We start from the raw sequence: 25,080 nt of genomic DNA on the forward strand, positions 1-25,080 counted from the left end.
CTCTTCGGAAGAAGAACAGGCAGCGTTGGTGTTTAAAACTTAGGCCTCGCGGGTGACAACCGCATCAGCGAAGGAAATCAGCGCTTGCTTGATAGTTCCTTCGGGTAGCGGCGCAAGAATCTGAATTGCATCATCTGCCCACCGGCGGGCCACGTTCCAGGCTTCCTGAGTTGCCGGGTGCGCGGCTACGGCGGTGACCGCCTGTGCCAATGCTTCATCGGTGCTTAGATCCGCATCGACCAGCTTCACCGCGGCTTGCGCCTGGGTGTCACCGTGCTCGGCTGCCTGACGTAACAGCAGGATCGGGAGGGTCGGGACGCCTTCACGAAGATCGGTTCCGGGGGTTTTGCCCGAATCTGATTCTTCGGAAGCGATATCGATGACGTCATCGGCAACTTGGAAAGCCACACCGACCTTTTCGCCATACTCGCGCAGCACCTCAACAAACTGTGGGCTGCCACCAAACTTGGCGCCGAAGGCTCCGGAGGTTGCCAGCAATGAGGCAGTCTTATCGCTGATCACCTGAATATGGTGGGTGATCGCATCGTCGTTCTCGCGTGGCCCAATCGATTCGTGCAGCTGGCCTAGGCACAACCGCTCGAAGGTTCGTGACTGCCAGCGCACGGCCTCTGGGCCAAGCTCGGATCCGAAGACCGAAGCGCGGGCGAAGATCAAGTCGCCGGCGAGGATCGCCACGGAGTTGCCCCACACCTCGTGGGCGGTGGGTGCCCCGCGACGCATCGGCGCGGAGTCCATCACGTCATCGTGGTAAAGGGTCGCCAGATGGGTCAATTCGACCACTGCGGCGGCTTTGATCACGTCGTCGTTGATGCCGTCGCCCAAAAGTGCTGTGAGCAGCACCAACAGTGGGCGCACACGCTTTCCGCCGGCCTCGACGAGGTGGCGGCTGGTGGCATCAATTAGCGGGTCGGAGTTGGCTATCGCGTCTCGCAGTAGCTTCTCAACTTTGGCCATACCCACGGAGATGGCAGGGCCAAACTCCGGGTCTTCGGCAATCAGCGCGAAGCCCGACGGAAGACTTATGGCCGCAGCAAGTACCGCGGTTTCAGGATTCAGCTCAATCGAGTCGGACACCTCGTGGCCGGCTGCGGTCCAGTTGCTCTTGGAATCAGTCACTGTTTTACGGCTTACTTATCTTTCATCGGGTTGGTCATCGCAAAGAACGAAGACTCCTTGCATGCCAAATGCACGCAAACTTCACTCTAGCCGATGCTTACCACTGAGCGTCTTCGGGCACTCCGCAACCGCCGTTGATGACCGGCGGAGCACCAGAACTGTATTTGTCCCTGAGTTTACCGGTTGATCCATAGTGTGCGACACCGACCCGCTACATCTCACATGGGTGAGCAGCAACACCTAGCGCTGACCAACGCGGGTGCGCCGCGGTAGGCTTAGCCCTATCATGTCTGCCGATTCGACCGCACTCACCCCCAGCGCGCACCAATCCCCGGCACCGGTCTTGACCAGTGTCACCTTCAAATTCCAGGATGCCGCGCAGTCACTTATTTCCGACTCCTTAAGACACCACGCGATGGTGTGGACTCGAAATGGAAATGGCCTCGTTGGATTCGGCGTGGCCGCCCAAATCCATACTCAAGGTGAAGAGCGCTTCGCTCAGGCACGGGCGTGGTTCGCGCAGCTGATCAAGCTGGCACAAATCACGGACCCGATCACCCGACCGGGCAGTGGACTGGTGGCCTTCGGTTCCTTCGCTTTTTCTTTCACTAGCTCTTTCGCCTCACGTTTGGTGATCCCCGAAGTGGTGCTCGGCAAAGATGGCGAGCATGCATGGATTACCGTGACCGGCACGGCGGAGAAGCTTGCCGGGATGCAGTTTGCCGACGCGTTGGCGCTGGCAGAGGTCAAGCTGGCGCAGGCCGCCATTGAGGCCAGCGCTCCGGGTGAAATTGAACTAACCACCGGACAGCTCACCGCAGGTTCCTATTTGGAAGCCGTCACCAAGGCGCTGGGACAGTTTGAAGATCGTGGTATCTCCAAACTGGTCTTGGCGCGCGATATTGTGGCCCGCAGCAGCTCCCCGATTGATCTGGCCTCCGTGTTGCGCACGCTGACCGAGCAGTACGGCAATTGCTGGACCTACGCCGTAGATGGCTTGGTAGGTGCGACCCCTGAAATGCTGGTACGTGTCACCAACGGACTTGCCGAGGCGCGTGTCTTGGCTGGAACCTTGGATCGTGCCACCGCCGGGGCAGACGCTACCGGGTATGCCCACGCGCAGCTCTTCGAAGATCCCAAGCAGCGCCACGAGCATCAGCTGGCCATCGATTCGCTCACCGAATCCCTGAACCCGATCTCGCACGGCATGCAGTCCCCGGAAGAACCTTTCATTTTGCAGCTACCCAATGTCTGGCATCTTGCCAGCGACGTGCGCGCCGAATTGCGCGCGGATGCCGAGGGGCAGCTGCCCTCCGCATTGGACGTCGCGGAGATTTTCCATCCAACGGCAGCGGTGTGCGGTACCCCTACTAAGCGGGCCGGGGTGCTTCTTCGTGAACTTGAGGGTCTAGACCGCGGGCCTTACGCGGGTCCGGTGGGTTGGGTAGATAGCCGTGGTGACGGAGAATTCGGCATCGCTTTGCGCGGCGGCATGCTTGAAACCGAGAACATGATGCGGCTCTACGCCGGTTGCGGCATCGTCCCCGGTTCGGTGCCAGAAGCAGAACTTGCCGAATCTTGGGCAAAAATGCGCCCGATGCGTCAAGCCTTACAGGCCGAATAGAGTCTTGTGCATGGTGTTTTTTCACAGATTCTGAGCATAAGTAATACTTACGCTTGAGCCGACTTGTGTGATGGAAATCTCGGTCTAGTGTGTCCGTGGTTATGATTGTGCCTACGCACTGATCCACTCGCATTACCGAAAGTAGGTTCTGATCCTATGCGTCGAATCAAGAAGAACTTCGTCTCAACGCTCGCCGTCTCCTCGGTGGCACTACTAGCACTGACCGCATGCGGCTCCTCGGGCGGAAGCGACAGCTCCTCCGACGAGGCAAGCTCCGGCTTCCCGGTCAAAGCCGGAAAGTTCACCGTCTGCTCCGATATTCCTTACGAGCCCTTCGAATTCGTCAAGGACGGCAAGAACGTCGGCTTCGACATGGACATCGCCGCAGAAATCGCCACGGATGCCAAGCTGGAACTTAATGTCATCGATGCTAGCTTCGACTCGATCGAATCCGGCTTGTTCAGCGTCCAGTGCGACGTGGCAATCTCCTCGGTCTCCATCACCGATGCTCGCAAGGCAAAGATGGACTTCTCTACCCCTTACATGGACGATGATCTGGTCTTGATCGCCGCCGACGGGTCCGGAGTTACCGACATCGAGTCCGCCAAGGGCAAGAAGGTCGGCGTTCAGCAGGCAACCACCGGCGAGAAATACGCCAAGGAACAGGGCCTGAAGGACACCATCGGTTACGAGGATGCGGGCCTCCAGACCCAGGCGCTTCTTGCAGGTCAGGTTGACGCACTACTGGGTAACCAGTCGGTGCTCGGCTACACCATCAAGGACAAGCCAGGCTACAAGGTTGTCGCCGACTTCAAGACCGGCGAGCAGCTAGGCGTCGCGGTTCCAAAGGACAAGTCCGAGACCCTGGACCTCGTCAACGGCACCCTGAAGCGTCTGACCGATGCAGGCACCATGGAAGAACTAACTGTGAAGTGGTTCGGCGAGAAATAATCCTCCGCCACTAACAGTTTTCAAAGCGAGCGGGGCATAGGCCGCAAACCAACGGTGTTGGGCCTATCCCCGCTCCCTTTATGAGAGGTAATTCAGCATGGCAATGACCACGAGTCAGCGCGCCCGCATGAGCAAGACCATCCAAATAGGCATTTTTGTCATCGCCATCGTTGCCGTCATCGCAGCCGTGGACTGGGATAAGACGGCGTACGCCTTCTTCTCCTTCGACAAATTGGGACCGATGTTCCCAGACATGATCCTCATCGGTCTAAAGAACACCATTTTCTACACCATAATCTCCTTTGCTTTCGGCCTCGTTCTGGGTTTGATTTTGGCATTGATGAAGATGGCGTCTTTCGCACCCTACCGTTGGTTTGCCACGGCATTTATTGAATTCTTCCGCGGTATTCCGGCCATTCTGGTGCTGTTGGCCTTCGGTTTTGGTCTGCCTCAGGCATTCGGAACTAACTGGCCACAGCCGGTCAACGTGATGTTCGCGTTGGGTCTGGTCTCGTCGGCATATATCGCAGAAACCCTGCGTGCAGGTTTGCAGGCAGTGCCTAAGGGGCAGACTGAAGCTGCTCGGTCCCTGGGTATGCCAGCATGGCGGGCCATGGTCACCATCGTGATCCCGCAAGCCTTCAAGATTGTGCTGCCACCGATGACCAACGAAATTATCCTGCTGACCAAGGACACCTCCTTGGCGTTCATTCTCGGTGCATCATTCGCCCAGTACGAGATGACCAAGTTTGGTCGCGACGGCATTTCATCGCTTGACGCCGGTATCACCCCGCTGGTTGTCGCAGGCCTGTTCTACCTGGTTATCACCATTCCGTTGAGCCTGGTTGCCCGTAAACTTGAGTCACGCAGCGCGCGGACCCAGCGATAGTTAGGAATAGAGAATGACGACTCCAAACAATGAGCTTCGGGTCAAAGCCTCCGGCGTAGACATTGCCGGACTGCGCAAGTCCTACGGCTCAAATGAGGTCCTCAAGGGCATCGATCTGACCGTCAAACCAGGCCAAGTGGTCTGTTTGATTGGCCCCTCAGGTTCGGGCAAGTCAACGTTGCTTCGTTGCGTCAACCTGCTCGAACAGCCTAATGGTGGAACCATCCACGTAGCCGGCTTCGAAACCACCGATCCGGAGGTGAAACTGGATAAGATGCGCCAAAATGTGGGCATGGTGTTCCAGCAGTTCAACCTCTTCCCACACCTGACCGTGCTGGAAAACTGCACGGTGGCACAACTCAAGGTGCTCAAGCGCAGCAAGAAGGACGCCGAAAAGACGGCTCGGGAAAATCTGGAGCGGGTAGGCCTGGGTGACTTTGGAGGCCGCTATCCAGATCAGCTCTCCGGCGGTCAGCAGCAACGTGTTGCTATTGCCCGCGCGCTGTCGATGGAACCAACACTGATGCTCTTTGATGAGCCCACCAGCGCCTTGGATCCAGAAACCGTCGGTGAGGTACTTTCAATTATGAAGAACCTCGCAAAATCCGGCATGACCATGCTTGTGGTCACCCACGAGATGAGCTTCGCCAAGGAAGTTGCAGACCGTGTGGTCTTCATGGACGGTGGCGTAGTGGTGGAAGAAGGCAAAGCTGTGGAAGTTATTGGCAACCCGCAGCAGCCGCGTACGCAGGACTTCTTGCGACGCGTCCTTGATCCAACGCACGTGGATATCTAAGCTCTAGAAACTATCAAAAACTGGGGCGTGAAATCGGTGTTTACCGATTCCACGCCCCAGTTTTTATGCTCCCGCCGGCCAGCGCAGCTCCGCGATGCGACTGATCAGTTCTAGGTTCATTTTACGCAGCGTGCTGCGGTCCGCGGTGATTTCGATTAGTCGCAGTTTCCCCGGCTTGGGGGCACGTAGCACTTGGCGCAATTCCGCTTGGGTACTTGCTTGTTGATAGTCCCAACCGTAGGCGATTGCCAGCGGCTGCAATTGAACGTTCTGCGGGGTGGCGAAGAGCCGTTCAACCGCTTGCCCATAACGCCCGGACTCCGCGACCTGCCCATGTTCCAAGGTGGAGAAGATGGCTCCCCCACCATCGTTATAGACCACCACGTCCAGATCTGGAGCCGGCTCCCCCGGAGTCCAGAGCATCGCACTGGCATCATGCAGGAAGGTAATGTCACCCATGATGCTCACCGTTGGTTTCCCGGTGGCCAGCGCCAGTCCTAAGCCCGTAGAAATGGTTCCATCGATACCGGCCAGCCCCCTGTTAGCAAAGACCTGCCCTGAAGCGGCCGCAGCAGGGGCAGCACAAAGGTCAAAATCCCTGATGATATTAGATGAGCCCAACAACAGCGGCCCGTTCACGGTGCTCCACACAGTCTGAGCAACGCTTGGCCCGGTGAGTTGCTCACTGCCATACAGTTCTTCGCAGACGGCGAGCGCTTGGGCGTCAAGTTCCTGCCAGTTGCGAAGCCAATGGTCTGGTGCTTTGCCGGCAAAGCTGAGCAACTCTGTGGGAGTGCTAATTATTCTTTCGCGGCGACGGCCAGGCTCATACCAGGACACCGGAGTTGGTTGCCAGATAGCGGTAGTCACTGCCGGGTCAGCCAGCAGTCTGCCGACCGGCCGGCTTAGTGTGGGGCGTCCAAATAGTACTACCCGCTCGATTTGTGCTGCCCCCACTGCGAGCAAGGGGCGGTAATGCCCGATGGCGTGGGCAGAGAAGCGCGCGTTGGAAGATGGTTCGGCAAAAAGTGGAAGTCCGAGCTGTTGTGCAAAGGCCTGAGCTTCGGAGCCTGCTCCATGCCCGGCTATCACCACGGTACGTCGCTCTTCGAGCCCCTCAGGTACGGACCAGTTGACCGGCTGCGCAGACTGTTGCCACAACGCAGCGTCTAGTTCGGTCCAGCGCTGGTTTGCCACGGTATCTGTCGGCCCTGGGGTCAGCGGGTCACGGAACTGTAAGTTGAGCTGTACCGGACCACCTGGGCGTGTTGCCGACCCGGCAAGGGCAGAGAGTGCATCGGTCAGTGCTTGGCTCGGGTCTGCCCCGGCGGGAACGTTGAGCACTGTACGCACATGAGTACCAAAAAGTTGTTTCTGGTCGGTGCTTTGGCTCGCCCCGGTTCCTAACAATTCGTCGGGACGATCTGCAGAGAGCACCAGCAGCGGTGTTGCGGTGTGGTTCGCTTCCATGATGGCAGGTAACAACTCACCTATGGCGGTGCCCGACGTCGCGATAAGCGCCACCGGGGTCTGTGAACCTTGGCTGAGCCCTAAGGCGAGGAAACCGGCGGAGCGTTCATCGATACGTACATGAATGCGTAGCACTCCGGTGGCTTCAGCCTCGGCCGCGGCGTAAGCCAGTGGTGCGCTGCGTGAACCTGGTGAAAGTACAATCTCGCGCACCCCTGCAACGATGAGCCCTGCCAATACTTGGCGGGCCGTATCGATTGCTGGTTGTCCGTCCTCGTGCCGTGCGCTCACGCCGTGCTTCACCCCTGAAGTATCCCTTGAAAGTATCGGTTCAAGTCTATGCCGAAGGTGACAGACAAAAACCCCGGTGCGGGATCTCAAGATGTTCTTGAGTTCCTGCACCGGGGTCTAGAAGGGCGTTATCTAGTCTTTGTTCTTGCCGTTGCCCTTGCCATTGCCGTTGTTTCCGTTGTTGCCCTTGCCCTGTTTGAAGACCTGGACCACGGATGGGCGTGGGCCGTAGAACTGGCCTTTACCCGCAGACTGTGGCGACTTGATGAAGTCTGGGAAGAGTGATGCTGGCTGGGCAAAGCTTCCGCCTTCACCCGGGTGCTGGACCGAGACAAAGACCGAGTTGTCTTTATCGTGTACCACTGGACCGCAGGTTTCTGCGCCGGTTGGAACGGCGAGGAACTGCTCAACACGTCCGCGGTCTTTGCCGTGCAGGCTGACCTTGTGCAAAGCGTCAGACAGGCCAATGACTCCGGGAGCACCATCGGTGGAGATCCACAGGTTACCTGCCGAATCAAAGGCCAGGTTATCTGGGCACGAGATTGGAGACACCTTGTCGGTGGGGTAACCGGAGAAGTAGGTGGAGTCATTTACTCGTGGGTCTCCGGCAACAAGCAAGATATTCCAGGTGAATCGGGTGCTTGTTGCGTCATTACCGGCCTCGGTCATTTCCAGTACGTGACCATCGCGGTTGGCGATACGTGGGTTCTGCTCTGTGGCGCCTTCCTTGCCGTCCTTGCCACGGTCGGTGTTGTTGGTCAGTGCGACGTAGACCTTGCCCGAGACCGGGCTTGGTTCAACATCCTCTGGACGGTCCATCTTGGTGGCGCCAGCTTTATCTGCGGCCAATCGGGTGTAGACCAAGACTTCGTCAACACTCATTCCTTCGACCATGGATTTTCCGTTGCGTACCAGTGGTAGCCACTGTCCGGTGCCATCAAATGCACCGTCAGAAGGAACCTGGCCACTTCCGTCAAATTCGGATGCCGGCGAGTTTCCGGCGAACTTGGCAACATATAGGTCACCCTCGTTGAGCAGGGTCATATTGTGCCGGCGATCGTTCTTCCGGTAGGTATCCTTCGAAATGAACTTGTAGATGTATTCGAATCGCGAGTCATCACCCGAGTACGCCACTGCCTTGCCGTTTTTGGCAATGCGTACGGTCGCGCCTTCGTGCTTAAATCGGCCCAGGCTCGTGTGCTTAACCGGGGTAGAATCCGGATTCTGCGGGTCAATTTCGACAATCCAGCCGAAACGGTTCGCTTCATTCTCGTAGCCTGCATGGTTCAAACCAAAGCGTGGGTCGGTTAGTTCCCAGCCTCGGTCTGTTGCCCCGGTACCGATGCCGTAGCGTGCTTCTTCAGCGGTTCCACGGCCTTGGAAGTACTGATCAAAGTTTTCTTCACCGGAAAGTACTGTTCCCCAGGGGGTGGTACCGCCGGCGCAGTTATTCAAGGTACCCAAGACAAGCTTGCCCGTAGGGTCTGCAACCGTCTTGAGCAGGTCGCTTCCTGCGGCCGGCCCATCAACGGCAAACGGGGTGCTTGCCGTGATACGGCGGTTACGTTCGCCGCCCACTACATAGGTCCACCGCTGATCATGCTTTTTGCGTTTGATCTCAACCACGCTCAAGCCGTGGGAGTTCATGGCGATACGGCGAGCTTCATCGGTGTTTGCGACAAACCACGCTGCATCAAACATCATGTCTTCATTTGAATACTCGTGGTTAGCTACCAACACCCCGGTGCGTCCGGAGTACTTGTCGGCAATGATGTCCAGGTAATCACAGTTGTAACCAAACTGCATTGCCTGCGACTTCGCCGACTGCTTCTTCGAATCAAATTCCGGGCTGTTAGCAAATAGTGGATCTCCCCACCGAATAATTGCGTGCCAGTCATAACCTTCTGGGACGCTCATATTGTCCACGGAACGTGAAACCGGGTCGATAGCGTCAAACTTCAGGTGACCACCCCTGCCGCGGCCGGTGTCTACCAATGGTGCTGCTACAGCGTTCGGAGCACCGAACAACTGTGGGCCGATGACCAGTGCCGAGGCGCCAACCGCACCGAGTCCCAGCACGTTTCGACGAGATAGTGCCTGATCTGCGACATCCTTGAAGTAGCTATTACCCGAGGTATTGCACTCTGGTTTGACGCAAGCATCACCACATTTGAAGTGGCAGGTAGCTGCGGAGCGTCCGCCGCGGGTGTGGCCCAGCATTGGCAACAAGGTACGGATGGGATTCATAACTGCGGCACTTCCTCATTCTTTAGCTCACGTTCAGGGGAACGAACGAATTGAGCTTGTCATTGGGAAATGAGCCAACGTCGACGTGCAGGTTAACTTGAGGTAAACACCTTAATTGTGACTTTCTGGGGCCATCAATTGTTCGTAGCACTCTCTGACCCGCTGCTCCCACCAGGTCCTGCGTTCGGTAGTAACGCTCAAGGTACGCAACTTGTCTTCGTCTGGAGCTACCCGGCGTACCGGAAGCTGTCCGGCGGTGGCCAGCAGCGGTGTTGCGGTGACATCTTCGGCAAATAACGATCCGGTGGCAAGCCCACATGCGTACGGTAGCTGCGGCACCGCCGAGGCGAGGGCGGCTGCCTGCGCTAAACCTACCGAGGTATCTAAGGCGCTGGAAACGACAACATCTAATCCGGACTGCGCGGCGATGTCGAGAACCGCTTGGATCCCACCCAGTGGCTGTGCTTTGATCACCATCAGATCAGCTGCCCCCAGCCGGGCTACTTCTAATGGATCAGAATGTTTGCGTACCGCTTCATCTGCCGCAATTTTTAGCTCAACCCCGTGGGAGCGCAGCCGCTCACGGACCCGCGCCAAGCCAACAATGCCAGGCACAGGCTGCTCGGCATACTGCAGGTCGAATTCAGAAAGCTTCAGCAATGCGCTTACCGCCTCGTCGATTCCCCAGCCGGTGTTTGCGTCCACGCGTAGCGCAGCGTCTGGGAACAGTCGCCGGGTCTCTGCCACCCGAGCGATATCGTCGTCAAGATGTTGTCCCTTTTCGGCGACCTTAATTTTGATGGTGTGCGGTGCATCGTAATTCGCTAGGACACCGGCGATCTGGTTCGCTCGCACCGCAGGCAGTGTGGCGTTCACCGGGATACTGGTGCGCAGCGGCGTGGGAAAGTCCGTGTAGGCGGCTTCAATGCCAGCGGCGAGCCAGCGTGAGGCTTCGGCTGGCCCGTATTCAAGAAAGGCCGAGAATTCACCCCACCCGGCAGGACCGTGAATGAGTAGCGCTTCGCGTTCGGTGACACCACGAAACTTCACCCTCATGGGTAAGCGCACTACATGCGCGTTGGCTATCAGTTCTTCCACCGGTGGCAAAGCAAAGTTCATACCCTAAGCCTAGCTATAGTGTCTAGGCTTACAGACCCGGTTCATAGGGCACCTACACCAAAATGTGACATTCTAGAGTCATGAGTCCGCGGTCAATTCTAAGCTCCCCACGCCACCTGAGCTGGTGGTGGGCTTTGCCATTGCTCGCCGGGCTTTTTGTCGTCGAGTACCTGTTCTTTGTCCAGCTTCGTTCTGGACAATGGGCTGACCAAGCGGCTTTTGTTGGCTGGACGCAATGGTGGCCACGAACAAAAATACTGGATCCAATGCGTGAATTCTTGGATCTTTTACCCTGGATTTGTGCTGGAATGTCCGGCATTTTCTTGATCTATCGAGTGATTCGCGACCGTAGTTTCTTACGTGCCGCACTCGCCGTGGCCGCGGTAGCTGCCGCGTTGCTCAGCACTCAGCTGCTTAAACACTTATTGTTAGAACGCCCCGATTTTAACTTCGGTACCGTGGGCAACTCTTTCCCTTCCGGACACACCACCGTGGCTGCGGCGTCCATGGGACTGATGTACCTGATTTCGCCGCCAAAACTGCGCCCAGTGGTGCAACCTATTGCCTGGATCTTTGCCACCGTGACCGGATTGGCAACGCTCGTTTGTGGTTGGCACCGTCCCAGTGACATCGCCGGCGGCTTTATGATTGCCGCCTTCTGGCTGGTCTTGGTCAGTGCGATCTTGCAACGTATCCAGCCGTTGGGTCCAGTGGTTCGGGAGTCCGGCTGGTCTAGGAAGACTGGTGCCACGTGTCTGGTTCTCTGGGTGTTGGTCTTGGCAGCTTCGATGTGGCTGCCGCATCCACATATCCAGCGTATCCCGGATATTTTGTTGATCACCTATGCGGTGCTCGGCTTGGTTCATGTGACAGTGGCTTCGCTCATTGCCAGCCTGTGTTTGCGTTCGGTGGTTACCGGGCCCATGCGGAAGCCTCAGGTGTAGTCCTTAGAGTCTGCCTGCCTTGAGGTCTTAGACAACGGATGCCGCATCTTGCCGCTACGGCAGGGCAATCCGCCGGCATTGAGCCCTGCGGTTAGCCACGCAAGGCTACGGGCAGCAAAGTTATACTCGGTTCATTTTGGAGTGCAAAATCGCCGCCGCGCGCTGCGAATCTGGGATGGTGACCGCGAATCGCTTGCCATCTTCCAGATCAAAAGACAGCCCTTCACTCCGGCGTAGCACTACCGCCGAGCCGCCCGGGAAGAAGCGCCACCCCCAGCCGCTCCATTCCATCGGCAAGATTTCTTCACTGCGGACTTCCTTGATCTGATTTACAGAAATGGTTCGTAGTGGGAAAGCAAAGATTGCCGACGAAACACGTACTTGATCTTCGGTGATTCGTACGCGGATCTTGCACAGACCCAGAATCAGTGGAGTGAGTATCAAGACAAAAAGCGGTCCCGAAATCAGCATGATGAGAGTTTCTGACTCATCATCACCCTTCAACACGGTCAACATCACGATGCCCATGGCCAGCGGGAACAGGCCCAAAAGCCAAAACCACCACGAGGCACTGGCAGTCTGGTTGAAGCCCTGCGCGGAAGATGTCGTTGCTGTGTTTGCTACAGGTACCGAAGTATCTCGGCCCTGAGCCTGAGCCACACGCTGACGCCGCTTGGCCTGAGATTCCTTGGCATGCTGCTGATACACCCCGGCGATCCAGACGGGAAGCAAACCAACCAATGAGGCCACAATGCTCAGTACTGTGAAACCGCCGCTTAGCAGTGCCTGCGTCGGGTCTCCGGCCAGGGCAGAAGGAACCGCGCAGCTGACGAACAGTCCGGCGCTAGTCCATGCCGCGAGTCCGCCAACAAAGAGCAAGAGGCTATGGAGCACTGGCTTGTGTGACAGCGAGAAAGAAATAAATCCGAGAACTGCACCGCCAATGGCAAGTGAGATGCACACAGTGACAAAAACACGCGTGTCGGTGAATCCATCAGGGTATGCGCTGCCCGACCAGTGAGTCGCGGTAATCGCCGGCAGACTGGTTCCTAGAAGTAGCCGGGTGCCCAGCACTATGAGGCTCGGCAGAACCAACAAGAGGGTAAGTAACGAGCGGTGCTTGACCTCGTAGTGTGGCATGGAAATAGTCTAGTCCTCGCTCGTCGGTGCGCGCCTGGGCAGTACGCAGTAGTCGCTGCGACCTAGAACCTCCGGCCGAAGTATTTAGTACAGTCTAGTAAACCCGCGTTGACTTGCAAAAAATACAACGAATACAGGGTAAAAGGGTATCGCCCGGCCTGTTGGCCGGGCGATGCCCTTTTACTTACTTCCGATTACAGGGCTGCTAAGGCGGCCTTTGGATCGGTCATCGCGTCCGCGACGTAACGCAGGAAGCCTGCGGCGGTTCCGCCGTCACAAACACGGTGGTCGAAGCTCAGGGTCAGCTCACAGATGGAGCGAACCTTGATCTTGCCGTTGACTACCCACGGCTTTTCTACGACCCTACCAATGCCGAGGATCGCTGCTTCTGGGTAGTTGATGATCGCTGCCGAACCGTCAACGTTGAACACCCCGTAGTTGTTGATAGTGAAGGTGCTGCCCGAGAGGTCGCGGACCCCGGCCTTACCTTCGCGAGCCAAGGTTGCCAGACGGGCAAACTCGGCCGAGAGTTCCACGGCGTTGAGCTTATGCGCCTCACGCACGTTGGGAACAACCAGTCCGCGCTCGGTTTGCGCTGCGAAGCCCAAGTTGACCCCCTCGAAGAGGGTATGGCGCAGTCCGCCGTCGGCTTCGGTGTCGATGCGGCTGTTCATTTCTGGGAAACGTGCCAGCCCTGCGATGGCGAAGCGTGAGATCAGTGCGAGCATACTTGGCGCACTGCCCTGAGCTTCCTTCAACTTGCTCCGTAGCTTGAGCAGTTTGGTGACATCAACGTCCACCCAGACGGTAGCTTCTGGGATTTCGCGGCGCGAGGTAGCCATCGCGTTTGCGATGGTGCGGCGCACCCCGGTCAGTACCTGCGAGCTTGCCACTGGAAGTGCGGTGCGTGAATCCTCACCAGTAGTCTGCGTTGCCACAGCCGGAGCTTGGGTAGGCGCTACCGGTGCGGCGGTCGCCTGAACCGATGGTGCTGCAGCCTCCGAGCCCTGGCCGATCAATGCTTCCACGTCACCGCGCAGCACCAAACCGTCCGGTCCGGTGCCAGTGACCTGAGTGATATCCACCGAGTTTTCCTTCGCCAGTTTGCGCACCAAAGGATTGATGACCTTGGTGGCAACCGTGGTGGTCTCGCTGGAGGCGGACGCGGTGGTAATTCCGGCGCGTGGGCGACGACGCCGGCTGGTGTTGGTCTTGGCTCCACCGGTTCCGTAACCGATCAGCACGTTACCGCTGCCTTCGTCTTCTTCCTCGGGAACCTGCGTGCCGGCAAGTTCTTCTTCGAGGTAGGTTTGCGCGCCTTCGGCTGGCTGCTGCGCCGGCGCTTCATCCTCCCCGCCGGTGTTCACCGAGAAGAACGGCTTATCAACGAGCATCATCTGCCCGGCTTCACCGTACAAGGTAGCGACCACACCTTCAAAGGGCGAAGGGATCTCCACCAACGATTTAGCTGTTTCTACCTCAGCGATAGGCTGGTCAACCGCGACGGTGTCCCCCGCGGCGACCATCCAACGCACCAGCTCCGCCTCGGTGAGTCCTTCACCTAGGTCGGGTAACAGAAAGGTCTTGACGCTCAATTTACGCCTCCCACTGAAGTTGATCTACCGCATCGAGGATGCGTTCGGCGCTTGGCAAGTTGTACTTTTCCAAGGTTGGTGCCGGATAAGGAATGTCAAAGCCGGTCACGCGCAGCACCGGCGCCGCCAGCGAATGGAAGCACCTCTCCTGCACGCGGGCCACAATTTCACTAGCCACCGAGACAAACCCTTGGGCTTCGGCCACCACGATGGCGCGCCCGGTCTTACGCACCGAGGCGCAGACGGTCTCATCGTCAAAGGGCACGATGGTGCGGATATCAATGACTTCCAAGCTGATGCCTTCTTCGGCGGCAAGTTTTGCCGCTTCCATGGCGGTAGAGACGCTGGGACCGTAGGTGATCAATGTGGCGTCTGAGCCGGCACGAGCAATGCGCGCGGCCCCCTCGGTGGTTGCGGCCCGCTTGGCCTCGTAGTCGCTGGCCAGTACCTGCAGATCTACCTGTTCCTTGGACCAGTAGAGCTTCTTTGGTTCGAAGAAGATCACTGGATCTGGCGAATCAATTGCTTCGCGCAGCATCAGGTAGGCGTCCTTGACGGTGGCCGGGGTGAATACCTTGAGTCCCGGGGTGTGCGCGTAATAGGCCTCGGAGGAATCGCAGTGGTGCTCCACGCCGCCCACGCCGCCAGCGTATGGGATGCGGATCACCATCGGCAGATCCACCTTGCCGCGGGTGCGGTTGTGCATCTTAGCTACGTGCGAGGCGATTTGTTCAAAGGCCGGGTAAGCGAAAGCGTCAAACTGCATTTCAATGACCGGACGCATGCCGTTCATTGCCATGCCGATGGCCATGCCCACGATGCCCGATTCGGCCAGCGGGGTATCAAAGCAGCGTTCGGAACCAAAGCGTGCGGTCAGCCCGTCGGTGATGCGGAAAACGCCACCGAGGGTTCCCACATCTTCACCGAAGATGACCGTCGAGTCGTTAGCGACCAAGGCATCTGCCAGGGCGGTGTTTAGTGCCTTGCCGAAGGTGACCGGCTGATTTTGGGTTGCTGCCTTAGCAGCTGCGCGTGCGGTTGCATCGCTGACATTTGGGTTGACGTGTGATGTCGTGGCGGTCATGGCTAGGCCTCCTCACGGGCTAGTTCGTCGGCCAGCAGCGCCTGCTGCTCGGCCAGCTGAGTGGTCTTGGACGCAAATACGTGCTCAAAGAGTTCACTTGGCGGGGTATTTGCGTCCTGGTTCATGCCGTCGCGTAGCTTCTTGGCGATAGCTTCGGCGCGCTCGGTGATTTTTGCTTGGGCTTCTTCGGTCAGTAGCCCGGCATCGTCGAGGTAGGCGTGCATGCGAGTGACCGGGTCCTTCGCGATCCACTCCTGGACCTCGGAGTCCTCACGGTAGCGCTTGTCGTCATCGGCGTTGGTGTGTGCCTGCATGCGGTAGGTGTGCGCTTCGATCAGTAGCGGGCCATTGCCTTCACGGGCTAGGCGCACCGCACGGCGCATCACTGCCATCAAGGCCATCAGGTCGTTACCGTCAACACGTTCGCCAGCCATACCGTAACCGACGGCCTTATGTGCCAGCGATGGTGCGGCACTCTGCTGCGAGAGTGGCACCGAGATGGCGTACTTATTGTTCTGTACGAAAAAAATCACCGGGAGTTTGAAGACCGCGGCGAAGTTCAGCGCCTCGTGGAAGTCGCCCTCACTGGTAGCACCGTCGCCACACATGGCAACAACTACGGTGTTTTCACCGCGCAGCTTGGCCGCATGGGCCACACCGACGCCGTGCAACAGCTGAGTGGTCAGCGGGGTGGACATCGGGGCGCAGTTATAAGCCTTTGGATCATAACCACAGTGCCATTCACCGCGGAAGCTAGTCATAACCTCCATCGGAGCCACACCCTTGGTGAGTACGGCCACGGTGTCGCGGTAGGTCGGGAAGAGCCAGTCGCTCTCCTCCAGGCACAGGGCGGCTGCCACCTGGCAGGCTTCTTGTCCATGGCTGGAAGGGTAAACGGCCATGCGACCCTGGCGGACCAGAGCGGAGTTCTGGTCATTAACACGGCGTCCCACGGCGAGCGCGGAGTAGGCATCCATCAGCTCGGCCGGGCTCGGCAAGGGGTATTCGTGCCCTGGTTCGGTCCCCTGGTCGCTTTCCTCGCGGAGGGTTCCATCAACATTGAGCAGATTGATCATATGCCGTGCTGGCAGCATGTAATCTTCGGGGGTAATCCCGAACTTTTTGCTGACCGATGAGATGCGATCTTCGTGAGCTTCGGTGCTCATGCCATCACGCCTTTCGTTATCTGGTTGAGTACTAAGAAACGACGTCTTGTGACTCAACTCACCCGAACATCAATTGTCATCAATTATGCGCAGTCGGATCATTTTGTATCCAGTCCGCTCCAAAATCGTAGAAAGTTGAGCATAGGATACGTATACTTGTAGACGATTAGTACGCTCAAAATGGGTTTGGCGAATTCTCGTCCTACCCCCTGCAAGGAGAACAAATGGCCGCGGATGCGGAACTAAAGCTGGACGACGTTGACCGGGCAATCCTGGCAGAGCTGACCAATGACGGCCGGCAATCGGTGACCACGGTAGCCCAGCGCGTCCACGTTTCTCGAGCACACGCGTATTCACGCATCGCAAAGCTGCAAGATGCTGGGGTTATTACCCGGTATACCGCCGTAATCGATCCGGTCAAAGCAGGGTTGAAGGCCAGTGCCTACGTGACGCTGAAACTGCGTCAGCACTCCTGGCGGGAACTGCGTGACCACCTCGCCGCGATTCCCGAGGTGCAGCATATTGGACTGGTCGGCGGAAACTTTGACGTGATTCTCCTGGTTCGCGCCAAAGACAATTTGGATTTACGACGCGTTGTTTTTGAACAATTGCAATCTTTGCCAACGGTGCTTGATACCCAGACCTTATTGATCTTCGAAGACTCAGATACCCGCTAAGCGCGGGTATGACAAAGCAGGCGAGACAGTAGCTTCCGTCTCGCCTGCTTTGTTTGTACTTTTAGTTTCCGCCGGTAAAGACCGGTGGCCGCTTTTCTTGGAAGGATTTAAATCCTTCGGCATAGTCGCTCGTGTCGCACAATGCTGCTTGTGCTTTGTTTTCCGTGCGCATCGAGGCCCAGAGGCCTGCGCGCTCGTCACGGATCTGCGCCACCAGCTTCTTCGAGGCGATGAACGCTTGGGTAGCGCCCTGCGCCACCTTGGCGATAATTTCTTCGCTACGCTCCACTAGTTCCTCTGCAGGGAATGCTCGGGAGAAGAGCCCCGAACGTACCGCTTCGGCACCGGAGATCAGCTGTGCGGTGTAGATCATGTCCAGGGTGCGGTGTGCCCCGAGACGCTCGGTGAACAACCAGTGACCGCCGGAGTCGAGGGTCGCGCCGAGGTTTGCAAACGGAGAACCAATCTTCGCGTTCTCTGCCACGTACACCACGTCGGTGGCCACGGCTAGACCGAGCCCCACGCCAAGACAAGCACCCTGCACGATGGCAAAGGTGGGTGCCGGGAAACTGGACATCTTCTCCAGCAATGGCTGGACTAGCCCGTCAAGGTAGCCCATGACGTCGTCATCAGCCGGGTTCACCCCAGAGATGTCGCGTCCTGCGCAGAACCCGCGGCCCTCGCCGCGTAGCACCAGGGCTCGTACGGTGCCCTCGGAGACCCCTTGAGCTGCCTTGTCATAGGCCTTAGAGAGTTCTTGCAAGCCGGCTGGATCCAAAGAGTTCATCTTCTTTGGAGCGTTAAGCATCACGGTGGCGATGCCTTCGCTGATGCTAAGTTCAATCATCTGTTATCCCCTAGGAATCAAAGTTGACGCTGAGCTTGTCGCTGGTTGGGTGCGACTGGCAGGTCAGCACGTAGCCGGCTTCAACTTCTTCTGGTTCCAGTGCATAGTTCTCCGACATGGTCACCGAGCCTGAGGTGACCTTTGCGCGGCAGGTGCCACACACGCCGCCAGCACAAGCGAACGGAACATCTTGGCGGACTCGAAGGGCGGCATTTAGCACCGTTTCGTTTGCACGCACAGGCGACTTCACCTCACCTTGCAACCCGTCAAGGGTGAAAGTGATTTCAAAGCTCGTCTCGTTTTCATCCACCAATACCGGACGGCCCACCTGTCCCTGCGGACGGTTCGGCTCACCGGTGCTAAATAGCTCAAAGCGCACCTTGTCGGCCGGGACCTCAAGGACCTTGAGTTCATCACGGACCATCTGCACCAGTTCGAACGGCCCACAGAGGAACCATTCGTCAACCTTCGGCGCCTGCAGCACGTTGTTGAGCAAGGCCGAAAGCTTCTCTGCGTCGATACGTCCGGAAAGCAACGGGGAAATACGCTGTTCGCGGCTCAGCACATGGTGCAGTGCCAGGCGTGCGGGGTAGCGATCCTTGAGATCTGCCAGTTCCTCCAGGAACATCACGTCCATGGCGGCCTTATTGGCGTAGATCAAATCAAAACGGGTGTTCTCGTTGGCTTCCAAGATGGTGCGTGCAATAGCCAGGACCGGGGTGATGCCACTGCCTGCGGCCACCGCAACGAACCGATCCTGGTTCACGGTATCCACCGAGGAAGGATCATTCATTCCGGTGAGCTTGTGCTTGGAAATGAATGCGCCGGTTGGGCTCATCACATCAATCTGGTCCCCGGCCACGAGTTCCTCATTGGCCCAGGTAGAGAACTGTCCACCAAGATCTTTCTTGATGGCTACCTTTATCTGCTTACCGGTGGGAGCAGCACAGATTGAGTAAGAACGGCGAACCTCGACGAGTTCACCTTCTGCGTTTGGCAGTTCCTTACGCAACGCCACGTACTGGCCGGCGACGTAATCGAAGTCGGCAGAAAGCTCTTCGGGAATCGCGAAGCTTACTTCGATCGAGTCCTTGGTCAGCCGGCGCACTTCGGCAACCGTCAGACGGTGGAAGGTGGCCCGACGACGGGTGGGAATAGTTTGTTCGCTCATGAAAGCACCTTGAAGTAGTCGAAGGGTTCTAAACAGTCTTTGCAGGTGTACAACGCCTTGCAGGAGGTCGAGGCGAAACGCGCAAGCTCTCGGGTATTTAGCGAGTGACACCGTGGGCATTTAACGCTGATGCCCAGAGTTACCCGTCCGCTGTGACCGGTGCCGGTGGGCGGCGCAATCCCGTATTCTTCGAGTTTGCGCTTACCGTCCTCGGTCATCCAGTCGGTAGACCATGCTGGGGTCAGTACCAGCTTGACGTCTACCTTCTCGATTCCTGCCTCGCCGAAAGCGAGGTAGAGGTCTTGGGTGATCACGTCCATGGCTGGGCAGCCCGAGTAGGTCGGGGTGATGATGACCTGGACGCTGCCGTCTTCGTTGGCGTTCACCTCGCGCAGAATGCCCAGGTCCGCAATGGAAAGCACTGGGATTTCTGGGTCGGTCACTTTAGCGGCGATGCTAAAGAGTTCCTCGGCGTTAGTCATGACGTTGTTCAAGACTGTTGCTCCCTTCAAACGGATTAGGGAATCGGTTACCAGCTCGCACCGGGGTGCTTGCGGGCAAGTACTTGCATCTCGGCCAGGATGAAGCCCAGATGTTCGGAATGTTCGCCGACACGTCCGTGTGCCATCGCCATTCCTGACTTAGGAATTTCTAGTCCGGCTTCTGCCAGCACGTCAGTGATTTCCTTTTCCCACGCTTCGCGCAAGGTAGAGGGCAGTACCGCCACGTCACCTAGGGTGCGGTGAAGCTCTTCGTCCTGGAACATTTCGCCGGTATAAGGCCAAAGTACTTCCAGTGCGTGACGCATCTTTGCTGCCGACTCTTCGGTGCCCTGGCCCAGACGGATAGTCCAAGCGGCCGAGTGGTCACGGTGGTAGTCAACTTCCTTGACTGCCTTGGCGCAGATTGCCGCGATGGTCTCATCTGTGGATTCCAAGAGCTTGCTGTAGAGCAAGTGCTGATAGATGGAGATAATCAGCTGGCGCATAATTGTGACGCCAAAGTGACCGTTAGGCTGCTCAACGATCTGTAGTGAGGTGAAGTCTTCTTCCTCGCGCCAGTAGGCCAGGTCATCTTCGCTCTTGTCCCAGGCCAGTCCGGCATAGGTCAAGAAGGAACGGGCGTGGCCCAGAACATCAAGGGCGATGTTGCCAAGGGCAATATCTTCTTCGATTTCTGGGGCGCGGGAGATCCAGTGAGAGAGGCGCTGAGCCAAGATGAGCGCGTCATCGCCGAGGTGCAACGCATACTGTGCGACCTCGTCACTTGGCTTGGCACCGGCAACGGCAATATCTTCCGGACGCAGTGCGTTACCCGGGGTGACACGAGTGGCTGATGCCAGCGCGTCGCCGAAGCTGTCCAGTGATGCGTCGAGTTCTTCGTGGTTCACAGGTGCTTCACTCCTTCGCTGGCCTTGTAATAGGTCGCGTGACGGTAGTCCTTGCCCTGCGGGGATTCAAAGAACGCATCCTTGCTATCCGGGTCGGAGGTGATGATGTCGGTGGAGCGCACTACCCATAGAGAGACGCCTTCATTGCGACGGGTGTAGAGATCTCGCGCATTGCGCAGTGCCATCTCTTTATCCGGTGCGTGTAGCGATCCTGCGTGGACATGTGAAAGTCCTCGGGAGGAACGGACGAATACTTCCCACAGGGGCCAATTGCTCTTGTGGCTCATGTTAGGCAACCTCACTTTGTTCTTGCTTTGCGGCGTAAGCGGTAGCGGCTTCACGGACCCAGGCACCTTCGCGGTGGGCCTCGCGGCGACGTTCGAGTCGCTGGGCGTTGGCTGGACCATTGCCCTTGATAACGTTCATGAATTCGTCCCAGTTCAGATCCTTGTGGATCCACTGCTTCTTCTCTTCGTCGAAGTGCAGGTTCTCGTCAGGCAGGGTCAGGCCCAAGACCTTGACCTGCTCGGCGATCATTCCTACGAAGCGCTGGCGCAGTTCGTCATTGGAGAAGCGCTTAATCTTCCACGCCATGGACTGGGCGGAGTTTGGGGACTGGTCATCTGGTGGGCCAAACATCATCAGCGATGGTTCGTAGAAGCGGTTGATCGCATCCTGCGCCATCTGCTTCTGCTTCTCGGTGCCACGCGAGAGCGAGAGGAGGATTTCGAATCCCTGACGCTGGTGGAATGATTCTTCCTTGCACACTCGCACCATGGCACGGCCGTATGGACCGTAGGAGGCGCGGCACAGTGGCACCTGGTTAGCGATGGCTGCACCATCAACAAGCCAACCAATGGCGCCCATATCTGCCCAGTTGCGTGCGGTGTAGTTGAAAATTGAGGAGTACTTGGCGCGTCCGGTCAGTAGCTGATCGTTGAGCTCATCGCGCTCGGTGCCCAAGGTTTCGGCAGCCGAATACAGGTAGAGCCCGTGACCGGCTTCGTCCTGAACCTTGGCCATCAAAATGGACTTACGCTTCAGTGATGGAGCACGGGTGATCCAGTTAGCCTCCGGCTGCATTCCGATAATTTCGGAGTGCGCATGCTGGGAGATCTGACGGGTGAGCGTCTTGCGGTATGGCTCAGGCATCCAATCTCGGGGCTCAATCCGAGAATCGTCGCCAATCAGGGCGTCGAAACGCGACTGGGATTGCTGCTCTTCATAGCTTGGGACGGCACTTAGTCCCGGCTCCTGCGGTGTGGTCGGGGCCATGGTTCACCTCACTGAAAATTAATTTACATACTGACCGTTCGTTCAGTATATGAGGGTGCCCTCGATCACGTCAACCGCACGCGTCATGCTTGCGCATAAATACTTCGCATCCTCCACTTCAGACCCACCCCATTCCCCTCGCGAATGCCGATTATTGCGCCACAACCGATCAAAACTGGCGATATCCGGTTCGAAAACCCTCGCCGGAAACGCAGAAATCCCCTGCTGCCACACCCAAAGAATGGGGTGACACCAAGGGATTGCTCAGTAGTACCAGCGCGGCTCACAGCGCTTGCCACTACGCGAATAGTTACGCGTTAATGAGGACCTTATCTGCCTGCTTGTTCTTGAAGAACAGTGCGTCTAAGGAAATGCGGCCCGGTCCCACGAGGAACAGCGCCAATGCGCCGGCGGCCAACGCCAATACAAGCTCAAAGCCGCCATTTTCGACAAAGACTCCGCCCGGCGCGTGCACCATGAATAGCGCAACGACCATCTGGACACCCAGCAGGCCAGCGAAGACTCGAGTCAGTAGCCCCAGAATAATAGCGATACCACCGACGATTTCAAGGGTTGCTACCACCGGAGCAATCAGGCCAGCCGCCGGTACGCCCATCTGACCAAAAGCGGCAACGGTGCCCTCGATGGTGAACTGGAAGAATTTCTGCCAACCGTGGGCCAAGAAAAGGAAGCCGAAAGCCAAGCGCAACAGCGTGCGCGCAGCGGTCTGCAGGCGAGGGTTCTCGATAAAAGCGTTCATATAGGTGACTCCTGGTCAGTAGATCCGACTAATTTCGGATATCGAACAATTAGCTTCGCCGCCGACGGTTCGGCGCGAGCTCCGAGTTACACCCTAGGACAAATTACTTTAATCTTCAACTAATGTTGCGGGACTCAACGATTTGCACTGGCTCAGGCAGATGGGTGTGGCCTTGCCGTGCACCTGTTCACGGATTAAAAAAGCCCGCCCCAACTCAACTTTCAAGCAGTTGAGTTGGGGCGGGCCGAAGCTACGCTCAAGGCGAGAAAGTCCTAGAGAACCTTGGAAAGGAAATCGCGGGTACGTTCTTGCTGAGGGTTACCAAACAATTCTTCTGGCTGACCTTCTTCACACACGACGCCGCCGTCCATGAAGACCACCCGGTCCCCCACCTCGCGGGCGAAGCCCATCTCGTGAGTGACCAAGACCATCGTCATGCCAGAGTCCGCCAGTTCCTTGATGACCTGCAAAACCTCGCCGACCATTTCCGGGTCCAAGGCACTGGTTGCCTCATCAAAGAGCATGATTCCAGGAGACATCGCCAACGCGCGGGCGATAGCCACGCGCTGCTTCTGCCCGCCGGACAAGGACGCCGGACGGGCATTAGCCTTGTCGGACAATCCCACACGGGTCAATAGCTCTTCAGCCTTGGCTCGCGCCTCGGTGCGGTTCATCTTCTTAAGCTCCACCGGAGCCAACATGATGTTTTCCGCGACCGACATATGCGGGAACAAGTTGAAATGCTGGAAGACCATGCCCACGTGGCGGCGGACCTCGTTGATATCAACCTTTGGATCGGTGACATCAAAGCCGTCAACAACCACCTTGCCGGCGGTGATCTCTTCGAGCTTGTTCAGGCAACGCAAGAGCGTGGACTTGCCGGAACCCGAAGGCCCGATCACACAAACTACTTCACCCTCTGCCACGTCAAGATTGATCCCCTGCAGGACCTCGTTAGACCCGAAGGACTTACGTAGATCCTTGACCTGAATCTTGGACGTCGTGGTCTTTTCGCTTACGGTGCTCATTTGTTAAACCTCCGATCGGCAAAGTTTGCCAATTTGGTCAGGGCCATGATGGCTACGAAGTAAATGAAGCCGACGATAATCAGAGTCTCGGTGACTCGGAAGTTCGCCGCGTAAATCTGCTGACCCTGGTAGAGCAGCTCGCCGAAACCAATGGCAAGCAACAATGAGGAGTCTTTGAGCATGATGATCAGCTGGTTGATCAATGACGGTGTCATCATCTTGAAAGCCTGCGGAACAACGACCTTCTGCATTGACTTACCGTAGCCAAGGCCCAGTGAACGCGAAGCCTCAAGCTGTCCCGGATCAACTGACTGGATACCGCCGCGAACAATCTCGGCAATATATGCGGCCGAGTTCAGCGACAAGGTCAGCACGCCGGCAACCCAGATGCTGACATCCCAGCCGGTCAGCTGTGGCAGACCAAAGTAGAACATGAACGCCCAGAGCAGCAGCGGGGTGCCACGGAAGATATTGACGAAGGAAGTCGAAATTCCGCGCACCACAATGTTGCCCGAAATCTTCATGAACCCGAAGGCCAGACCCAGCATCATGGCCACCGCGAAGGAAATCGCGGTTACCAGCAAGGTGTTACCCAAACCAGTCATCAAGGCCGGCAAGGACTTGGCGACCAGGTCAAAGAAGTTACTTGGCACCGCTTCGCTTGGATCAGCCAGGTAGGTGTTTAGAATCTTGTCGTATTCGCCGTTAGCTTTCAGCTCGGCTAGCCCATCGTTGAATGCTGCGAGCAGGGCGGTGTTTTCACCCTTGTTCACCGCGAAGCCGTAAGAGCCGCCAGGCACCTTATCGGTAACGGTCTTCAGGCCATTGTTCTGTGCAATGCCATAGGCCAGCACCGGGTAGTCATCAAAGACCGCTACGGCACTGCCAGCCTTGACCGATTCATACATGGTGGCCGACTGGTCCAAGGACTTGACCTTAAACCCGTATTCATTAGCAATGGACTTCGCGTAGGTTTCACCCTCGGAACCGGTCTTCGCGACGACGGTCTTGCCCTTCAGGTCCTCATAACCCTTGACCGCTTCATCATCACGGTCAACTGCCATTTGGATGCCAGATTCAAAGTATGGCTCGGAGAAATCATAGATCTCCTTGCGTTCGTCGGTAATTGACATACCGGCGATCACACCATCAACCTGATTTGACGACAGCGCCTGCAGTGCGGCACTGAAGCCTAGGGAACGGATCTCGACATTAAAGCCCTGATCCTTAGCGATGGTGTTGAGCAGGTCCATATCGATACCTGTCAGCTTGCCATCCTTGCGGAATTCAAATGGCGCGAAGGTAGTATCGGTGCCGACAACGTAGGTTTGTCCGTCGACACTTTCATTTCCCTGAGCTAATGCTCCGGGTGCTCCGGCTACCAGCGCCATGAAACCGATGGATACCGCAGCGATCCACCGAGTTATACGCCTCGACCTCAAAGTTGTTCGTGTGTTATTCACTGCTGAATCACTTTCT

Annotated in this window: 23 protein-coding genes; 6 read left to right on the forward strand and 17 right to left on the reverse strand. The window is 57.3% G+C overall.

Translation table 11 applies throughout. The annotated features are described in order from the left end of the window. Nucleotides 1-39 precede the first annotated feature (39 nt). Nucleotides 40-1,137, reverse strand: coding sequence for a polyprenyl synthetase family protein (locus tag CIK74_RS14825; protein ID WP_096256968.1), 1,098 nt, complete (start codon nt 1,135-1,137; stop codon nt 40-42). A 286-nt stretch (nt 1,138-1,423) separates the two neighbouring features. On the opposite strand from CIK74_RS14825, the gene CIK74_RS14830 reads away from it, so the two are divergent. From CIK74_RS14830 to CIK74_RS14845, 4 genes are all read left to right on the forward strand, one after another. Continuing rightward, nucleotides 1,424-2,761 carry an isochorismate synthase gene (locus CIK74_RS14830; RefSeq protein ID WP_096256969.1) on the forward strand — a complete coding sequence of 446 codons (1,338 nt, stop codon included), beginning with the start codon at nt 1,424-1,426 and terminating at the stop codon, nt 2,759-2,761. Between the two features lie 156 nt (nt 2,762-2,917). Beyond that, complete coding sequence (locus CIK74_RS14835) at nt 2,918-3,712, forward strand: ABC transporter substrate-binding protein (protein ID WP_096256970.1); 795 nt, start codon at nt 2,918-2,920, stop codon at nt 3,710-3,712. Nucleotides 3,713-3,809: 97 nt separating this feature from the next. Continuing rightward, the gene (locus CIK74_RS14840) at nt 3,810-4,601 is read left to right on the forward strand and encodes an amino acid ABC transporter permease (RefSeq protein ID WP_096256971.1); all 792 of its coding nucleotides are present in this window, start codon (nt 3,810-3,812) and stop codon (nt 4,599-4,601) included. Between the two features lie 13 nt (nt 4,602-4,614). Continuing rightward, nucleotides 4,615-5,397 (forward strand): amino acid ABC transporter ATP-binding protein, encoded by a 783-nt coding sequence (locus tag CIK74_RS14845; protein WP_096256972.1) that lies wholly within the window; start codon nt 4,615-4,617, stop codon nt 5,395-5,397. A 63-nt stretch (nt 5,398-5,460) separates the two neighbouring features. Here CIK74_RS14845 and menD read toward each other — a convergent pair whose 3' ends face one another. The 3 genes from menD to CIK74_RS14860 form a co-directional block, all read right to left on the reverse strand. Further along, a complete protein-coding gene (gene menD / locus CIK74_RS14850) occupies nt 5,461-7,158 on the reverse strand; it encodes a 2-succinyl-5-enolpyruvyl-6-hydroxy-3-cyclohexene-1-carboxylic-acid synthase (RefSeq protein WP_240520557.1) in 1,698 nt (565 codons plus the stop codon). A 132-nt stretch (nt 7,159-7,290) separates the two neighbouring features. Further along, nucleotides 7,291-9,405, reverse strand: coding sequence for a PhoX family phosphatase (locus CIK74_RS14855; RefSeq protein WP_096256973.1), 2,115 nt, complete (start codon nt 9,403-9,405; stop codon nt 7,291-7,293). Between the two features lie 111 nt (nt 9,406-9,516). Further along, the gene (locus CIK74_RS14860) at nt 9,517-10,524 is read right to left on the reverse strand and encodes an o-succinylbenzoate synthase (protein ID WP_096256974.1); all 1,008 of its coding nucleotides are present in this window, start codon (nt 10,522-10,524) and stop codon (nt 9,517-9,519) included. Between the two features lie 80 nt (nt 10,525-10,604). Here CIK74_RS14860 and CIK74_RS14865 point away from each other — a divergent pair, with 80 nt between their 5' ends. Further along, on the forward strand, nt 10,605-11,468 hold the full coding sequence (locus CIK74_RS14865; protein ID WP_096256975.1) for a phosphatase PAP2 family protein: 864 nt from the start codon (nt 10,605-10,607) through the stop codon (nt 11,466-11,468). Nucleotides 11,469-11,588: 120 nt separating this feature from the next. Here the strand turns inward: CIK74_RS14865 and CIK74_RS14870 are convergent, their stop codons facing one another. The 4 genes from CIK74_RS14870 to pdhA form a co-directional block, all read right to left on the reverse strand. After that, on the reverse strand, nt 11,589-12,608 hold the full coding sequence (locus tag CIK74_RS14870) for a hypothetical protein (RefSeq protein ID WP_096256976.1): 1,020 nt from the start codon (nt 12,606-12,608) through the stop codon (nt 11,589-11,591). A 194-nt stretch (nt 12,609-12,802) separates the two neighbouring features. After that, nucleotides 12,803-14,203: a dihydrolipoamide acetyltransferase family protein gene (locus tag CIK74_RS14875; protein WP_096256977.1), complete on the reverse strand. Its 1,401-nt coding sequence runs from the start codon at nt 14,201-14,203 to the stop codon at nt 12,803-12,805. 1 nt (nt 14,204) lies between these two features. Further along, nucleotides 14,205-15,287 carry an alpha-ketoacid dehydrogenase subunit beta gene (locus CIK74_RS14880; protein ID WP_096256978.1) on the reverse strand — a complete coding sequence of 361 codons (1,083 nt, stop codon included), beginning with the start codon at nt 15,285-15,287 and terminating at the stop codon, nt 14,205-14,207. A gap of 2 nt (nt 15,288-15,289) precedes the next feature. Continuing rightward, entirely contained in the window at nt 15,290-16,453 is a 1,164-nt protein-coding gene (gene pdhA, locus CIK74_RS14885) for a pyruvate dehydrogenase (acetyl-transferring) E1 component subunit alpha (protein ID WP_096256979.1), read from the reverse strand. Between the two features lie 224 nt (nt 16,454-16,677). On the opposite strand from pdhA, the gene CIK74_RS14890 reads away from it, so the two are divergent. Next, on the forward strand, nt 16,678-17,130 hold the full coding sequence (locus CIK74_RS14890) for an Lrp/AsnC family transcriptional regulator (protein WP_096256980.1): 453 nt from the start codon (nt 16,678-16,680) through the stop codon (nt 17,128-17,130). A 61-nt stretch (nt 17,131-17,191) separates the two neighbouring features. Here CIK74_RS14890 and CIK74_RS14895 read toward each other — a convergent pair whose 3' ends face one another. The 9 genes from CIK74_RS14895 to CIK74_RS14935 form a co-directional block, all read right to left on the reverse strand. Continuing rightward, nucleotides 17,192-17,977, reverse strand: a complete 786-nt coding sequence (locus CIK74_RS14895; protein WP_096256981.1) for an enoyl-CoA hydratase/isomerase family protein — start codon at nt 17,975-17,977, stop codon at nt 17,192-17,194. A gap of 10 nt (nt 17,978-17,987) precedes the next feature. Then, a complete protein-coding gene (paaE, locus tag CIK74_RS14900) occupies nt 17,988-19,148 on the reverse strand; it encodes a 1,2-phenylacetyl-CoA epoxidase subunit PaaE (protein WP_096256982.1) in 1,161 nt (386 codons plus the stop codon). Beyond that, nucleotides 19,145-19,630, reverse strand: a complete 486-nt coding sequence (gene paaD / locus CIK74_RS14905) for a 1,2-phenylacetyl-CoA epoxidase subunit PaaD (protein ID WP_096256983.1) — start codon at nt 19,628-19,630, stop codon at nt 19,145-19,147. Before paaD ends, paaE begins: the two co-directional genes overlap by 4 nt. Nucleotides 19,631-19,677: 47 nt before the next feature. Next, the gene (gene paaC, locus CIK74_RS14910; RefSeq protein ID WP_096256984.1) at nt 19,678-20,538 is read right to left on the reverse strand and encodes a 1,2-phenylacetyl-CoA epoxidase subunit PaaC; all 861 of its coding nucleotides are present in this window, start codon (nt 20,536-20,538) and stop codon (nt 19,678-19,680) included. Continuing rightward, the gene (paaB, locus tag CIK74_RS14915; protein WP_096256985.1) at nt 20,535-20,825 is read right to left on the reverse strand and encodes a 1,2-phenylacetyl-CoA epoxidase subunit PaaB; all 291 of its coding nucleotides are present in this window, start codon (nt 20,823-20,825) and stop codon (nt 20,535-20,537) included. Before paaB ends, paaC begins: the two co-directional genes overlap by 4 nt. A gap of 1 nt (nt 20,826) precedes the next feature. After that, a complete protein-coding gene (paaA, locus tag CIK74_RS14920; protein WP_096256986.1) occupies nt 20,827-21,813 on the reverse strand; it encodes a 1,2-phenylacetyl-CoA epoxidase subunit PaaA in 987 nt (328 codons plus the stop codon). Nucleotides 21,814-22,123: 310 nt separating this feature from the next. Next, complete coding sequence (locus tag CIK74_RS14925; RefSeq protein ID WP_096256987.1) at nt 22,124-22,573, reverse strand: DoxX family protein; 450 nt, start codon at nt 22,571-22,573, stop codon at nt 22,124-22,126. A 272-nt stretch (nt 22,574-22,845) separates the two neighbouring features. After that, nucleotides 22,846-23,601 carry an amino acid ABC transporter ATP-binding protein gene (locus tag CIK74_RS14930; protein ID WP_096256988.1) on the reverse strand — a complete coding sequence of 252 codons (756 nt, stop codon included), beginning with the start codon at nt 23,599-23,601 and terminating at the stop codon, nt 22,846-22,848. Beyond that, complete coding sequence (locus tag CIK74_RS14935) at nt 23,598-24,992, reverse strand: amino acid ABC transporter substrate-binding protein/permease (RefSeq protein ID WP_096256989.1); 1,395 nt, start codon at nt 24,990-24,992, stop codon at nt 23,598-23,600. The genes CIK74_RS14930 and CIK74_RS14935 overlap by 4 nt, the downstream gene beginning before the upstream one ends. Nucleotides 24,993-25,080: the final 88 nt, after the last annotated feature.

The organism is Glutamicibacter sp. BW77 (assembly GCF_002332285.1).
Taxonomy (GTDB): Bacteria; Actinomycetota; Actinomycetes; order Actinomycetales; family Micrococcaceae; genus Glutamicibacter; species Glutamicibacter bergerei.